This window comes from Methyloparacoccus murrellii (assembly GCF_054657115.1).
Map to the genome: position 1 here is coordinate 1 of NZ_BAAHXD010000034.1, position 15,401 is coordinate 15,401.

10 protein-coding genes are annotated in these 15,401 nt (G+C 65.0%); 2 read left to right on the forward strand and 8 right to left on the reverse strand.

Annotated elements, in window-relative coordinates; genetic code table 11:
* The first annotated feature begins 112 nt into the window (after positions 1–112).
* Complete coding sequence (locus tag ACYQ1H_RS10505; RefSeq protein WP_460028001.1) at positions 113–1,219, forward strand: response regulator; 1,107 nt, start codon at positions 113–115, stop codon at positions 1,217–1,219.
* A 2-nt stretch (positions 1,220–1,221) separates the two neighbouring features.
* On the opposite strand, the gene ACYQ1H_RS10510 is transcribed toward ACYQ1H_RS10505, so the two are convergent.
* The 5 genes from ACYQ1H_RS10510 to ACYQ1H_RS10530 form a co-directional block, all read right to left on the reverse strand.
* Positions 1,222–2,547, reverse strand: a complete 1,326-nt coding sequence (locus ACYQ1H_RS10510; RefSeq protein ID WP_460028002.1) for an HD-GYP domain-containing protein — start codon at positions 2,545–2,547, stop codon at positions 1,222–1,224.
* Positions 2,544–3,515 (reverse strand): diguanylate cyclase domain-containing protein, encoded by a 972-nt coding sequence (locus tag ACYQ1H_RS10515; RefSeq protein ID WP_460028003.1) that lies wholly within the window; start codon positions 3,513–3,515, stop codon positions 2,544–2,546. The genes ACYQ1H_RS10510 and ACYQ1H_RS10515 overlap by 4 nt, the downstream gene beginning before the upstream one ends.
* Positions 3,516–3,519: 4 nt before the next feature.
* Complete coding sequence (locus tag ACYQ1H_RS10520; protein ID WP_460028004.1) at positions 3,520–6,144, reverse strand: PAS domain-containing hybrid sensor histidine kinase/response regulator; 2,625 nt, start codon at positions 6,142–6,144, stop codon at positions 3,520–3,522.
* A gap of 147 nt (positions 6,145–6,291) precedes the next feature.
* A complete protein-coding gene (locus ACYQ1H_RS10525) occupies positions 6,292–10,701 on the reverse strand; it encodes a PAS domain S-box protein (RefSeq protein WP_460028005.1) in 4,410 nt (1,469 codons plus the stop codon).
* Positions 10,702–10,996: 295 nt separating this feature from the next.
* Positions 10,997–11,581, reverse strand: coding sequence for a hypothetical protein (locus ACYQ1H_RS10530; protein WP_460028006.1), 585 nt, complete (start codon positions 11,579–11,581; stop codon positions 10,997–10,999).
* A 243-nt stretch (positions 11,582–11,824) separates the two neighbouring features.
* Here ACYQ1H_RS10530 and ACYQ1H_RS10535 point away from each other — a divergent pair, with 243 nt between their 5' ends.
* Positions 11,825–13,585: a sigma 54-interacting transcriptional regulator gene (locus ACYQ1H_RS10535; protein ID WP_460028007.1), complete on the forward strand. Its 1,761-nt coding sequence runs from the start codon at positions 11,825–11,827 to the stop codon at positions 13,583–13,585.
* Between the two features lie 29 nt (positions 13,586–13,614).
* On the opposite strand, the gene ACYQ1H_RS10540 is transcribed toward ACYQ1H_RS10535, so the two are convergent.
* From ACYQ1H_RS10540 to dapD, 3 genes are all read right to left on the reverse strand, one after another.
* The gene (locus tag ACYQ1H_RS10540; RefSeq protein ID WP_460028008.1) at positions 13,615–14,010 is read right to left on the reverse strand and encodes an Hpt domain-containing protein; all 396 of its coding nucleotides are present in this window, start codon (positions 14,008–14,010) and stop codon (positions 13,615–13,617) included.
* 107 nt (positions 14,011–14,117) lie between these two features.
* Complete coding sequence (locus tag ACYQ1H_RS10545) at positions 14,118–14,522, reverse strand: hypothetical protein (RefSeq protein WP_460028009.1); 405 nt, start codon at positions 14,520–14,522, stop codon at positions 14,118–14,120.
* A 54-nt stretch (positions 14,523–14,576) separates the two neighbouring features.
* Positions 14,577–15,392: a 2,3,4,5-tetrahydropyridine-2,6-dicarboxylate N-succinyltransferase gene (gene dapD, locus ACYQ1H_RS10550; RefSeq protein ID WP_460028010.1), complete on the reverse strand. Its 816-nt coding sequence runs from the start codon at positions 15,390–15,392 to the stop codon at positions 14,577–14,579.
* Between the last annotated feature and the right edge of the window lie 9 nt (positions 15,393–15,401).

The window sequence follows — 15,401 nt, forward strand, 5'->3', positions numbered from 1 at the left end:
CTGGCTGGCTGTGATCCCGGTCAGTGGATCATGGTGACAGGCATCTGCACGGCAACGGACAACCACCATGGCGGATTTGACTCGACCCGTCGATCGACCCTGCTTGCTGGTCGTGGATGACATCCCAGACAACCTGAACCTGATCGGTAACCTGCTGCGTGAGGACTACCGGGTGCGCGTGGCCAGCCATGGCGAGCGGGCACTTGCGATCGCCAGGTCCGATACGCCGCCCGACCTTATCCTGCTCGACGTGATGATGCCGGGCATGAATGGCTACGAGGTTTGTCGACGGCTCAAGGAAGATCCGCGCACGGCCAAGATCCCGGTCATTTTCCTGACTGCCAGATCCGATCCGGGCGACGAGATGCATGGCCTGTCGCTGGGCGCCGTCGATTACATCGCCAAGCCCATCAGCCCGCCGATTGTTCAGGCGCGTGTCAGGAATCATCTGGCGATGAAGCATCTGCAGGACTGCCTTCACGACCGGAATCGCTCTCTCGAGTCGGAAGTGCGGGAACGTGTGCGGGAAATCGAGGCGATCCAGGACATCACGGTGCAAACCTTGACCTCTCTCGCCGAGACGCGCGACAGCGAAACCGGCAATCACATTCGACGGACCCAGCACTATGTCCGTCTGCTGGCGGAGTCGCTGAGGCGACATCCTCGCTTTGCCGCTGTGTTGGATGATGATCGCACCATCGACCTTCTGTTCAAGTCGGCCCCCCTGCATGACATCGGCAAGGTTGGCATTCCCGATCATATCCTGCTCCGGCCCGGCAGGCTGAGTCCCGCAGAATTCGAGGTGATGAAGTCGCATACCACGCTGGGGCGGGATGCGATCCTGCAAGCCGAGCGGGCGCTGGGCCAGGAGATCCCATTCCTGCGCTTCGCCAAGGAAATCGCCTACGGCCATCATGAAAAATGGGACGGCAGCGGTTACCCCCAGGGGCTGGCCGGCGAAGCCATTCCCATTTCCGCGCGTTTGATGGCACTTTGCGATGTGTTCGACGCGCTCATTTCCAGGCGCGTCTACAAGTCCGCCCTGCCTTATGACGAGGCCATCGTCCTCATCCTCCAAGGCAAGGGCAAGCACTTCGATCCTGACGTGGTGGACGCCTTCCTGAAGCTGGAAGCCCAGTTTAGGGCCATCGCCACCCGCTACGCCGACATGCCGCCGGGCAGCCTATCGGCCGGAGCCGGCATGATCGGGCCTGCTTGACTTTAGTGTCGGGTCGGGTGATCGGTAGCTTTCGCCGCCGACATGGCGCCGGGTAGGTCGGCCAACACGAGAGCCACGATCTCGCCATCGAGTTCGCCCTTCTGGGCCATTTCCTCCAGCAGGGTGCCGGCGTGCTCCGGCGGGAGCGCCTTGCGAAACGGACGATCCTGCATCATGGCCTGGAACACATCGGCCACGCGCATGATGCGCGCCTCCAGAACCAGCTGTTCGCGCTGGGGCCGGAACGGTTCGCGAGACGTGGCAGGACGCTCCAGGTCATAGGCGATCCAGTCACGGATTTCGTCGAAGCCGGCGACCCGCCTGAGTATCTGGAAGGTCTCGAAGCTGTGTGTCTTCATGATGTGCCGCTCGAACTCATCCAGTGGACCCGGCTTCTCGATGATTTCATCGGGGATGCGCAGCTTGCCAAGATCGTGCAGTAAGCCGGCGATTTCGATCTTGTCGCAGGTCTCGGCATCCAGATGATGGTGCTCGGCAAGCCAGCGGGCGAGCTGGGACACGCCTTGCGAATGGCCCGTCATGTAGGGACTCTTGGCATCGACGATGCGCGAGAACACATGGGCGAGACAACGCAGTTCGCGCATGGGTGTCATGATGGGAGCACTCTGCTTGAGCATCTGGCCCAGGTAGAGATGCACCGATTGTGGTTCGAGATTCAGCCAGAAGGATTCCGGCGCCGAGACGGCAAGGAAATCGACCACCAGGCGAGGTGAAAAATAGGTGTTCACGCGAGCCGTGACGGCCTCGCGGATGGCGAACGCATGCCTGAGCAGGAACTGGCGGTCGGCATAGTAAGGCGCTGCTAGCATGTTGACCCGGTCCGCCAGGAAAATCCGGTTGGCCTGCTCGCGGGTGCGCTGTGGCAGCGACATCTGCTGCAGCCGGTCCCAGCGCGTATGGTGCAGCCGGACCGGCTCGGCCAGGGCCGCCAGCGGTCGCACCTGCCGCAGCAGCGCGGCGCCCAGTTCGCAGTGTTCCTGTACGCCTTCCCAATCGAATTCCTGCAACAGGTGGGCATGGACGTGGGTGGACGACACGCCGATATCGCGCAGCAGGCCGACGTCAAACAGAAAGGTGATGTCGTGCTGGTCCAGCCCTGCCTGCTTGCCGCACTCCGCGGCAATGATGGCAACTCGTTTGCCGCCTGTGACATCGTCCACCCCGACCAGGTCCAGCGTGTCGGACAGGGCATAGATGATCTGCCGCAGGTCGGCCCGGATGCCGGTGCTCTGCCGCCGCGGGGATGGCTCCCGGCCGGCATGTCCAGATGGCGGGCGAAGGCCAGCCTCGGGTTCGTCAACCATCATCCTGACTCGCTGCAAACGACCTGATTGCGGCCCTGCGCCTTGGCGGCATAGAGCGCGTTGTCGGCCCGGCGCGTCAGTTCGTCGATGGCATTGAGATCCCCTCCGCCAGGGGTTGCGGGGAGCGGTCGACCGAACTCATCGACCGTCGAGGGTTGGGGAGGATAGCGGGGGATGCCGCCTCCCACACCGATGCTGACGGTCACCACCGCCGAGGTTTCCGAACGCGCGTGCGGGATCTGCAGTGCCTCAACGGCCTGGCGGATCTTCTCGGCGACCCGCTGGGCCTGTTCTCCCAGGCAGTTGGGCAGGAGTACGGCAAACTCCTCGCCGCCGAAGCGGGCGGCGAGATCGCCGGCGCGCGCGACATTGGCGGCGATGGTTTCGGCGACCCGGCGCAAGGTGTTGTCACCTTCCGGATGGCCGTAAAAATCGTTGTAGGGCTTGAAGAAGTCGATATCGATCATCAGCAGGAACAGGGGGTGCCGATGTCGCATGGCACGGCGCCATTCCTGTTCGAGCTGCTCATCAAGATGGCGCCGGTTGGCGATGCCGGTCAGCGCGTCGCTGCGTGTCAGCCTGCGCAGCATGTCGCTGTTCCGCTTGAGCTCCATCTGGGTTCTGACCCGCGCCCGGATGACCGGCGGGTTCAGCGGCTTGGAGATGAAGTCCACCGCGCCCGCATCCAGGGCCCGCACCTCGCTCTGGGGATCGTTGGCGGCGGTGACGAAGATGACCGGCGTATCCGGATATTCGGCCTTCAGCAGCCGGCACGTGGCGTAGCCGTCGAGTTCCGGCATGTTGGCATCCATCAGTACCAGGTCGGCGACCTCCTCGGACAGGCGCTGCATGGCTTGCTGGCCGCTGGTGGCGAAACGGATCTCGCCCTGGCCTTCGAGCACGTTATGCAGGCTCTGGATGGCCAGCGGATCGTCGTCGACGATCAGGATCTTGGGTGGGCCCTTGTTCATCCGTTTAGTCACCGGGTTCGTATTGTTCCAGCCAGGCGAGCGCCTTGTCGAAATCCAGGGCGGCCACGGACTGATCGAGTTGCCCAATCGATTCGGCATCGTGTCGGTCCCGTAACGCGGGACCGAGGTCAGTGTAGAGCCGGATGGCGGCCAGATCGTGGCGTGACAGCGCCACACGCAGGAATTTTAGCTGCTCGGGCGTGATCCCGCTCGTGTCGGCGGTCGGCGTTGCGGCGTGATGCAGCCAGGGTCTGCTGGCGGCGACCAGGGCGTGCAGGGCCTGGCGGAAGGCATCCAGCTGCGCCGCCAGATCCGCTGGCTGCTGCGGAAGGGTTGCCTCCAGGCGGCGGGCGATCTCCGCCAGTTCCGTGGCGCCGAGATTGCCGGCGTTGCCTCGCAGGTTGTGCAGCCGGCGGGTTGCCGACTCGCGGTCGCCGCGGGCCAGGTCGGCGCGCAACGAGTTGTCCGCGTCCTCGAATTCATCCACGAACAGCCCAAGCATTTTCACAAAGAATGCCGGGTCGTTGCCGGTCGCAAGAGCCGCACGCTGGGCATCGATGCCGGCGATGGACGGCAATGCGTCCCCGGTGACAGGTGGGAGGGGCTCCGGCCGGGCCTCGACCGCTGCGGCTGGAGCTGTCTCGGGGTAATGGGCGAGCAGCGCCCCGATCAACTGCGCGAGGTCGATGGGCTTGGTCAGAAAGCCGTCCATGCCGGCCGCCTCGGCGGCTGTCCGCTCCTCGGCGAGAGCAACGGCCGTGAGCGCGATCACCGGCACCCGACCCAGTCGCGCATCGGCACGGATGGCCCGGGTGGCGCTCAGTCCATCCATCACCGGCATCTGGATGTCCATCAGCACGACATCGAAATCCTCGGGTTTCGCACGCAGCAGGTTCAGCGCTTGCTGGCCATCGCTAGCCAGCATTACCCATGCGCCCTGTTGCCGCAGAACTTTTTCCAGCAGGGTACGGTTCATCGCGCTGTCGTCGACCACCAGCACCCGCAGGCCCTTGAGGCTCGGGTCGAGTATCGGTGCCGGGCTGCTGCTGGGCGTGGCGGCCGCGCACGATCCCGTCGCCAGTTCGAACGGTACCTCGAACCAGAAGGTGCTGCCGGCGCCGATCTGGCTGTCGACACCGATGATACCTCCCATCAATTCCACCAGGTGGCGGCAGATGGCAAGTCCGAGGCCGGTGCCGCCATGGCGCCGGGTAATGCTGCCGTCGGCCTGGGAGAACGGGGAGAATATCCGCGCCTGCACAGGTCTCGCTATGCCGATGCCGGTGTCCCGGACCTCGAATCGCAGGCGTGTCTCCCGGGGCGCATCGCCCGTCGCCCGCACCGCAATCGAAACCTGGCCCCGCTCGGTGAACTTGATGGCATTGCTGACGAGGTTGCCCAGTACCTGTTGCAGGCGCAGGCTGTCGCCGAGCAGCGGTGCCGTCAGGCCGGGCGCGATCTCCAGCTGTAGCTGAAGGCCTTTTTCGTGAGCCTGATCGCGCAGCTGATCCACGAGTCTATGCAGGAGGGCGGCCGGTTCGAAGGGTTGCGACTGTAGCTGGATACGCCCGGCCTCAATGCGGGCGATGTCGAGAATGTCGTCGATGATGCGCAACAGCGCTTCGCCTGCCGCGCGAATCTTGCCCAGGGTTTCGCGCTGGTCGGCGCGCTGGGGATCGTGCTCCAGCAGTTGGGTGAACCCCAGAATCGCGTTCATCGGTGTGCGGATCTCGTGGCTCATGTTGGCCAGGAACTGGCTTTTCGCCGCGCTGGCGATGGCCAGCTGTTCGGTGCGTTCCGCCACCTCGCGTTGCAGCCGGTCGTTCAGTTCCCGGATCAGCTGCTCGCGCTCCTTGCGCGGGCTGATATCGCGCAGCACACAGGTATGGCCGCCGAGGGTCATTTCCAGAGGAAAGGTCGAGCCATCCTTGCGCAGGCCGATGAACTCCACGCCATGCGCCCCCCCGGGCCCGCCTGTCCGGTCCTCGGGCGGCGCGGCCGGATCGCTCGCCAGCAGATCGGCCAGCGGGCGCCCCAGCAGTTCCTCGGCGGTGTAGCCGAACATGTTCGCGGTCGCCGGGTTGCCGAGCACGATGTGTCCCGTATCGTCCGTGGTGACGATGGCGTCGGCGGCATTGTCCATGACCGTACGCAGCTGCTGCTCCAGTATCCGGCGCCGTTGCGCTTCCGCCCGCACGTCGGCCAGGGTCTGTTGATGGCTGGCGATTTCCTCGGTCAGGCGGGCATTGGTGGCCGCCAGCCGGGCGGTACCGGCCAATGCCTTGTCCAGAACCGGCCAGACCAGGATGGCGGTCGCCAGGGATACCAGTGCGGTGAAGGCCTTGATGCCGCCTTCCAGCAGGTAGTCCGGCGACCACAGTGTCCAGATATCCATGGCATGGGTCGCCGCACAGGCGAGGATGAAGGTGGCAAAGAGGATAAAGATGTGCGTGAAGGCGAAATCCCGGCGACGCTGCACGAACAGGCCGAGGGCGATGGGGATGACCACATAGGCCAGGGTGATGAGGCCATCCGCGACGATGTGCAGCGCCATCAGCACGGGATCCCTGAGCAGACAGACGCTATGGGGCAGATAGCCCATCATGTCCGGCATCAGCGTAGTAGGCATGTGAGGCTTCTCCAGACGTGATCGTGACGCCCGTACTCCGCCCGGCCGCAGGTTCCCGAGCCGCATGGAAGCGCGTGTACGCCCGAGCGCGACTGTAGCACAAGGCGCGGGGAAGCGAGCTTGCCTGTCCCCTGGCTTCCGGGGGGATCAGGCGGCAGTCGGGCGATAGGGCGACAGGGCGGCCACCAGTTGGCCGAGGTCGACGGGCTTGGTCAGAAAATCATTGACGCCGGCGTTGAGCGCGGCCTCGCGCTCTTCCGGCAGGACACCCGCAGTCAGGGCGATCACCGGCAGATGGTCGAAGGTTTCATCCTCGCGCAAGGCTCGCGTCGCGGTCAGGCCATCCATGACCGGCATCTGGATATCCATGAGCACCGCATCGAAATCGGTCGGGTTCGCGGTCAGGGTGTCCAGCGCTTCCTGGCCGTTAGTGGCCGATTGCGTTGCGGCACCCTGCAATTTCAGCGCCCTCTCGACCAGCAGCCGGTTCATGGCGTTGTCGTCCACGACCAGCACCCGCAGGCCGTCCAGCCGCGAGGGCTGGTCCTGATCGGCTGACGCCGTGTCGGCAGGCTGCATGGCCGGATTCTGGGTGAACCGCTGGAACGGCAGTTCGAACCAGAAGGTACAGCCCTCGCCGGGCGTGCTGTCCACGCCGATTTCGCCGCCCATCAGGTCCACCAGCCGCCGGCAGATGGCAAGTCCCAGACCGGTGCCGCCGAACCGGCGGGTGATGCTGGTATCGGCCTGCGTGAAGGGCTGGAACAGCCGGGGCATGGTTTCGGGCGCGATGCCGATGCCGGTGTCGGCGACGGTGAAGCGCAGCCGCGCATGGGCCGGCGTCAGCGTGACCGGCGCGACCTGGACGCGGATATGGCCGCGCTCGGTGAACTTGACCGCGTTGCTGGAGAGGTTGATGAGGATCTGCTCCAGCCGCAGGGCATCGCCGAGCACCGGGCCCACGCGTGTCTCCGGCGGGTTGGCGATGAAGGCGAGATTGCGGCTTTCCGCCGGCACGGTCATCAGATTGCGCAACCGTGTCAGCACCGCCTCGACCTCGAAGGGCTTCTTCTCCAGCGACATGCGGCCAGCCTCGATCTTCGAGAAATCGAGGATGTCGTTGATGATATGCAGCAGTGAACCGCCGGCCTCGCGGATGTGCTGCACCAGCTCGCGCTGTTCCGTCGCCAGGGATTCCTGCGCCAGCAGCTGCGCCATGCCCAGGATGGCGTTCATCGGGGTGCGGATTTCATGGCTCATGTGCGCCAGGAACTGCGATTTTGCCGCGCTGGCGGCGGCGAGCTCCGCGGTGCGCTTGGCGACCTTCTGTTCCAGGCTGGCGTTCAGCTCGCGAATGGCCTGCTCGGCGTGCTTGCGCTCGGTGATGTCTTGGTGGGTGCCGATGGCCCGCACCGGCTTGCCGTTATCGTCATGCTTGACGACCTTGCCCCGCCCGAGAATCCAGCGCTGCTCGCCGGTGGCCGTGCGCATGCGGAATTCGGTCTCGTATTGGCCGGATTCCATGAACAGCTCGGCCATTTGCTGGGTGACCCGCGCCCGGTCGCTCGGATGCAGCCGCCGGGTGAAAAGGCTCTCGAACGTGTTTTCGATGTCTCCCGGCTCGAAGCCCAGCATGCGCAGGTAGGCCGGGTTGCAGTAGAACTCGCCGGCATCCGGGCGGTAGTCCCAGAGGCCGTCGCTGGAGGCCTCCATGGCCAGCCGGAAGCGCTCCTCGCTCTCCACCAGCTCCCCGGTGCGGCGCATCAGTTCGGCCGTGCGCTCCTCGACGCGTGCCTCCAGTTCGGTGTTCAGCTGTTCGATGGCGGCCTTGGCCGCCAGCCGCGCGGTGATGTCGCGGCTGATGGCGCAGTTGTATTCGCGGCCCTCGTAGATGATGAGGTTGGCGCTGATCTCGACCGGGATTCTGCGCCCGTCGCGGGTTTTGTGTATCGATTCGAGCAGGATGTGCTGGCGCTGCCGCAGGTCTTCCCAGTGCTCCCGCCACTGCTCCGCGTTGAACAGGGGGTCGATGTCGGTTGCCGAAAGGGTCAGCAGTTCCTCCCGGCTGTAGCCGAGCATCTTGCTGGTCGCGTCGTTGACGTAGACGAAATGACCGTCCGGACGGATCCAGTAGAACGCATCCGGTGATTGCTCGATGGAGAATTGCGTCAGCCGCAGCATCTGCTCGGCGGTCTTGCGTTCGGTGATGTCGCGCGACACACCCAGCAGGCCGATGCAGCGTCCGTCGTCATCGTGCCGGGACGAGGCGGCGACATCGACCCAGATGAAAGTGCCATCCTTGCGGATGATCTCGAGTTCTCCGCGGAAGTCGGCGGACGGTGCTTCCGCGTCGAGCCCGTGGATCAACGCCTGAAAGCGGGTCTGCGAAGCGGTGCAGGTGCCCGGATTCAGGATGTCCAGGATGGCCAGATTCAGGGCTTCGGCCACGCTATATCCGCTGAGTCGTTCGATGGCGGGGCTGACGTAGTTCAGCCGGCCGTCGAGCCCCACGGTCCAGATGACATCGGCCAGGTTGTCCGCCAGCAGCCGATAGTGCTGCTCGCTGCGGCGCAGGGCTTCCTGGGCCCGCGAGCGGTCGATGGCGATGGCGGCGAGATGCGCGCCCTGCGCCAGCAGCTGGAGATCGGAGGCTCCGGGCTTGCGGGGCCGGGCATGGTAGATGGCGAAACTGCCGAGTATGCTGCCGTTGGCCGAGCGTATCGGTTCCGACCAGCAGGCGGCGAGCTGGGCCTTGGCCGCCGCGGCCCGGAACTCGGCGTTCCAGAACGGATGGGTCTGGATGTTCTCGGCGATGCAGCGCTGACGGGTGTAGGTGGCAGTGCCGCAGCTGCCGGCCGTGGGGCCGATGACCAGGCCGTCGACAAGGCTGCTGTAATCCTGCGGCAGGCTCGGCGCAGCGCCGGTCATCAGGCGCTGCCCGGCCGCGTCCAGCAGCATGATGCTGCACCGCACCTCCGGATTGCCGGTTTCGACATCGCGGATGATGGCCTCGAGGATGTCGGGCAGGGGCGCGCCCTGGGCCAGCAGCTCCAGGACGCGGGCACGCGTCAGCTGCTGGTTTTCCGCCCGCTTGCGTTCGGTGATATCCAGCTTGACGGCGACGTGCTGGTAGATTCGGTCGTTTTCGTCCAGAACCGGGCTGATGTGTTCTTCCTCCCAGTAAAGTTCGCCGCTCTTGCGCCGGTTGATGAATTCGCCGGACCAGGTGCGTCCCTGCTTGAGGTTCAGCCAGAGGTCGAGATAGGCGCTCCGGTCCGTCAGTCCGGAGCTGAACATGCTGGGATTGCGCCCCAGGACCTCATCAACGCTGTAGCCCGTGGCCTCGGTGAAACGCGGATTGACATATTCGATGCGATTATCCGGCCCGGTGATGACGATGGACGTCGGGCTTTGCTCGACCGCGGTAGACAGGGTACGCAGCTGATTCTCCGTCTGCCTGGCCTTGCGCGTGATTTCGTTCAGGCGACGGTTGTTGCGAAGGATGTAAAGGAGCTGCGCGCTCAGTGCGACCAGTCCCGCCAGGCTGCTGGCCAGGGTCCAGCGCAAGGCTCGCAGGTGGCCGGTATCCGGTGTGTCCACGTGGAGGAAATCGTCCAGCGGCCAGTCCGCGGGCAGCATGCCGATGCTGGCGTAGGTGTCGGCGATGTGTCGCCAGCGCCCCGGGTTCATGTAGCCCAGCGCGACCAGATCGTTGCGGATCAGGGGACGCATCGCCTCGACCTCGAAACGCAGGTGCTCCCGGTCGTGGCGCTGCGGGTAGCTGGCCAGTATCAGATCGATGATCTCATCGGGATGTGCCAGCGCATATTCCCAGCCGCGCAGGCTGGCATCGCGAAACCCTCGGGCGCGCTCGGGGTGGCGGCGCAGCTCGTGCTCCGAGGTGAACAGGTTGTCGCCGTAGAAATCGATGCCGGCGGCGCGGGGACTGTAGACCTGATACGGGAACCTGGCGCGGTCGAGGAAATAGGGTTCCGTGGTGGAATAGGCCGAGATGGCGTCGGTCTTGCTCCAGATGAGATCGTTGAAGTCGAGGCTATGGGCCTGCCTTTGCAGGCGTTCCAGCGGAATGCCCTCGGATTTCAGGTAGGCCAGCAACTCCTCGGCACCGGGTTCCAGCATCAGTCGCTTGCCCAGCAGGTCGTGCAGGCTCTGGGTTTCGCCGCGGTAGGGCGCCAGCAGAATATAGGGGGAATGCTGGAAGATGACCGCCAGGGTCACCACCGGCTGGCCGGCGTGGCGCGCCAGTATCAGGCTGCTGCTGCCAGTGCCGTAGTTCGCCCGCCCCCGGCTCACCTCGTCGGCGATATCCAGCCCGGGCATGGCTTCCCGGATGGTCACATCCAGGCCGGCTGCCTGGTAGTAACCCTTGGCCTTGGCGGCGTAGTAACCGGCAAACTGGAAGCTGTGGGTCCATTTCAGCTGCAGGGTAACGGGTTCCAGGGCGTCTGCTGGCAGGGCGAAGCTCAGCAGCAACAGGTACCGACAACCCACCAGACAACTCAGCAGTCGTTCGCGCCAGCGACGGAGAGAGTTCATGGTGGTGGCTGTATTACCAAACTAAGCAAACAGCATAATCTATCTGGTTTTGAGTGGCGTGACACAAACCCCGGGTGAAAACCCGGCCCGGCGCCGGTTCGAGAGGTGCCTGAACCGGTGGATGGCAGATGCCGCGGGGCGGGCGCTGCCCGGCCTGTACGGCTGGTCGGGACGGGGGATGGGCAAGAGGAGCGGCCATGCCGGGCCGGTGACCGATCCGGAGGCCGAAAGCGGTAACGAGCCGACATGACAGGTCATGTCGGCTCGTTGCCGGCTGCTTGGCGAATCCGGGGTGTTATTGCTTCTGGAAGCGGTTGATGGTCACATTGGCCGTGCCGATGGGAATGCCTTCCTTGAAGGCTTCGACGCTGAACAGGTTGTTGAGCGCATCGGCGGCGGCGGCGGTCAGGGTCAGACCGACGTTGTTGACACGGATTCTGCCCTTGCCAAGGTCGGCGCCCAGCCCGCCGAGATCCAGATCGAACAGCGGCACACGGCCGATGAGGCTGCCGTTGGCAATGACCAGCCCCGTCAATACCGGACTTTCCTGGGTCGTGTCGATGATGAAGCTGGACAGGATGATGCGGGTACCGCCGGCGGTCAGGCTGAGGCCGCCTGAGTGGTCGACTTCGGCCGAGGGCAGCTGGATCGCGCCGGTGGTCACGGGAAAGGAGGCGACGCCACTGGCGCGAAGAGTCGCGGGTTTGATCGCACCCGGCCGGACGTTGAGGGATTCCAGGGCGAGCACCAGCTCGCTCGATAGGGTGACCCGGGTCTGGCCAGCCAGGGGGATGTAGGTTTCGGCTGCGGTAGCGGTAATGGTCGGCAGGGTCAGCGCGCTGCCGAGCAGGAGAATACCGATGGATTGTTTCAGGTTCATGGCTGGATTCCTCGAGGATTTTGGGTTGCCGTAATGGGTCTTGTCTTGCGACCTTTACCTGCCAAGAATCATGCCGATCCAGATAAAATAAGCGGAATCAAAGGGTTGTTGTCACTGTTGGGGAGGCTGTCAGTCAGCCTGACACGGTCCTGACCAGGTTTGGCACAGTCCTGTTTGTGTCAGGGCTGTATCATTGAGACGGTTTGCAGCGGGTAGTCCGATACTGATGGCTGGGGGGATGCGATGATTTCTGAAACGCCGCCGGCGGGGTCGGAGTGGCTGACCATTCTGACGACCGCTATCGACCAGGCTTTCAATGCGGTCGTCATCACGGACGCCGTGCTGGATGGCGGGGGGCCGCACATTCTCTATGCCAATCCGGCGTTTTGCCGCATGACAGGCTATGCCCGGGAGGAGCTGCAGGGGGTCTCGCCACGTATCCTGCAGGGCGAGAGAACCGATCCGGCGGTAATTGCCGAGCTGCGCCAGTGCCTGCGGGATGGTCGACTGTTCTCGGGATCGACCTACAACTACCGCAAGGATGGCAGTCCCTACATCGTCGGCTGGAGCATCTCGCCGATACGCAACGAAGCCGGGCTGATTACCCATTACGTCTCCCTGCAGCAGGACATTACCGAGAAGGTGAAGGCCAGCGAGGCGCTGGAACGGCTGGCCGAGGCCTTGCGTCGCAGCCGGGATGATGCCATCGCGATACTCAACAGTTTTCCCACGGCGACACTGATCATCGAAGCGGACGGCACGCTGGGATTCTGCAGCCCCAACGGCGCCAGCATGCTGGACCTCGTGGTCGCCGACAGCCTGGGCCGGCCCTGGGACGCGGTGTTGCCACTGGAACCGGCCGGACGGCAGGCGTTGGCGAAATCTCTGCGGACGCCCGAGCCGGAACGGCAACGGCAAACCCTGGCCTGCCGGGGCGATGCCGGGCCGCGCTGGGTGTCCTGCTGGATCAAGGACGATCCCCGCGACGCCGACCGGCGGCTGGTCTTCCTGGAGGACGAAACCGAGCTGCAGCGCTTGCGCCAGCAAGTGGAGACCCAGCGCTATGCCGGACTCATTGGCGAGAGCGAAGCCATGCAGATGCTATATCGCCAGATTGGCGATGTCGCCCGCGGCAACTGGACCGTGCTGATCGAAGGCGAGACCGGTACCGGCAAGGAACTGGTGGCGCGGGCCATCCACAAGGCCAGCCCGCGCCGGCAGGGCCCCTTCATCGCCGTCAACTCGGCCGGCCTCAGCGAATCCCTGATGACCAGTCAGCTGTTCGGCCACCGCAAGGGCGCCTTTACCGGGGCGGTCACCGATCACAAGGGGCTGTTCGAGGCAGCGGCGGGCGGCACGATTTTCCTCGACGAAATCGGCGACATGCCGCTGGCGATTCAGGCCGCGCTGCTCAGGGTGCTGCAGGAGAGCGAGGTGACACGGGTGGGGGAAACCCAGGCGCGGCCGATCGATGTCCGCGTCATCGCCGCCACCCACCGTCATCTGGTCGACGAGGTCGCCGCCGGCCGTTTCCGCGAGGATCTGCTGTACCGTTTTCGGGTGGCGCGCATCCAGATACCGCCGCTGCGGCAACGCAAGACGGATATCCCGCTGCTGGCCATGCACTTCCTGCAGGTGGCGGGCACCATGGCCGGCAAGTCGCTGACGGGTCTGAGCCCCGGAGCGATGCGCCGCCTGCTCTCGCATGAATGGCCGGGCAACGTGCGCGAATTGCGTGCTGCCATGGATTTTGCCGCCATCTATGCCCACGGGCCGCGGCTGGAAGCCGCCGATTTGCCACCTGAAATCCAGACGGCCGGCGGGAGCCGGCCGCCCGGGGAAGTGTTGGGCGAGGCCGGTACGGTGGCGGATGAATCCGCCCGTATCCAGGCGGCCTTGACGCATTGCCGCGGCAACCGCACGCAGGCGGCGCACCTGCTCGGCATGAGCCGCTCGACCTTCTATCGGCGCCTGCGCGAGCTACGGCTGGATGTGGATGGCTAGGGCGGCCAGCAGGCCATGCTCTCAGGCGCCTATTCGTTCGCCTGGCCGGATGCCGCCCGCAGGGCGGGGAGCAGCGTGTCCAAACAAGCCGCCAGCGCGGCCACCGCTTCGGCGGGAGATTGTCCTTGCCTGAGGGCTGCTTCCAGTGTGGCCGCCTGTCGGGACAGGGCCTCCAGCCCCAGGTTGGCGGCGGTGCCTTTCAGTCCGTGCATTTGCCGCGCCAGATTGTCGATATCGCCTGTGGCCAGCGCGCTGGCGGTTTCGGTAGGCAGGTTGGCATACTGGGCCGCGAACTCGCCGAGCAGTTCGGCCAGCATGGCGCGGTCACCGCCCAGCAGGGCCAGCACCGGCTCGAAGTTGACACCAGGGAGCGTATCCAGATCCCCGGTGGTGGCTGGGGGGGGCGTCGGGTCGGAATGCGACATGGGATGATCTCCGTCTGGAGGATGGCCGAGTGCCGTTGACTGGGTTGTCTGTGGTGTTGCGGCGCCACCGCCTGGCCGGACTGGTCGGGCGGTGGCAGCGCGCTGCCTTACTTGACCCGGATGAGTTCCTTGCCTTCGCTGTCGAAATGGCAGATGCCGCCGACGAAATAGCCGCACTCGGGCGATTGCTCGACCTTGGCGCCCTCGGCGCCGAGCGTGATCTTCAGCGAGCAGTGGCGGGCTTCGCCCTCGATCTGCCGGCGCAGGGTGATCTCGTTGTCGCCGGTGGACTTGGCGTCGCCGCTGACCTCGGCCGAACAGGGCTTGCGGTCGGCCTCGGCCGGGCCGTTGGGCTCGAAGTCGACATCCATGCTGGCGTTGATGTCGTCACCGATACGGGTGATCTTCAGGTGCTGCACATGGTTGCCGTCACGCCGCACGTAATGCTCCGTGCCGGCGAGCGCGGCACTGGAAACCCACAGGGCAAGGGTAGCTAACAGGATTTTCTTCATGGTGGACCTCATGAGTGGGTGGGGTAGGCCCGGCTGTTCGGCCGGGCGCCGGGCCTAGTCGCGCAGCAGTTCGTTGATGCCGACCTTGCCGCGGGTCTTTTCGTCGACCTGCTTGATGATGACCGCGCAGTAGAGGCTGTGGCTGCCGTCCTTGGCCGGCAGGTTACCGGAGACCACCACCGACCCCGCGGGGATGCGGCCATAGGTGATCTCGCCGGTCATGCGGTTGTAGATCTTGGTGCTCTGGCCGATGTAGACGCCCATGGAAATCACCGAACCTTCCTCGACCACCACGCCTTCGACCACCTCCGAGCGGGCGCCGATGAAGCAGTTGTCCTCGATGATGGTGGGGCCGGCCTGCAAGGGTTCCAGCACGCCGCCGATGCCGACGCCGCCGGACAGGTGGACGTTCTTGCCGATCTGGGCGCAGGAACCGACCGTGGCCCAGGTGTCGACCATGGTGCCGGCGTCGACATAGGCGCCGATGTTGACGAAGGACGGCATCAGCACCACGCCGGGCGCGACGTAGGCCCCGCGACGCACGGCGGCGGGCGGCACCACGCGCACGCCGCCGGCGGCGAACTGTTCGGGCGAGTAGCTGCCGAACTTGGGCTCGACCTTGTCGAAATACTTGGTCTCGCCACCGTCCATCACGCGGTTGTCGGTGACCCGGAAGGACAGCAGCACGGCCTTCTTCAGCCACTGGTTGACTACCCACTGGCCGTCCTTCTTCTCGGCCACGCGGGCCTGGCCGCTGTCGAGCAGGCGCAGGGATTCCAGAATGGCCTCGCGGACCTCGGCGGAGACGTTGGCGGGATTGATGCTGGCGCGATCGTCGAACGCGGCGTTGATGATGTTTTCGAGTGACATGCGCTTGTG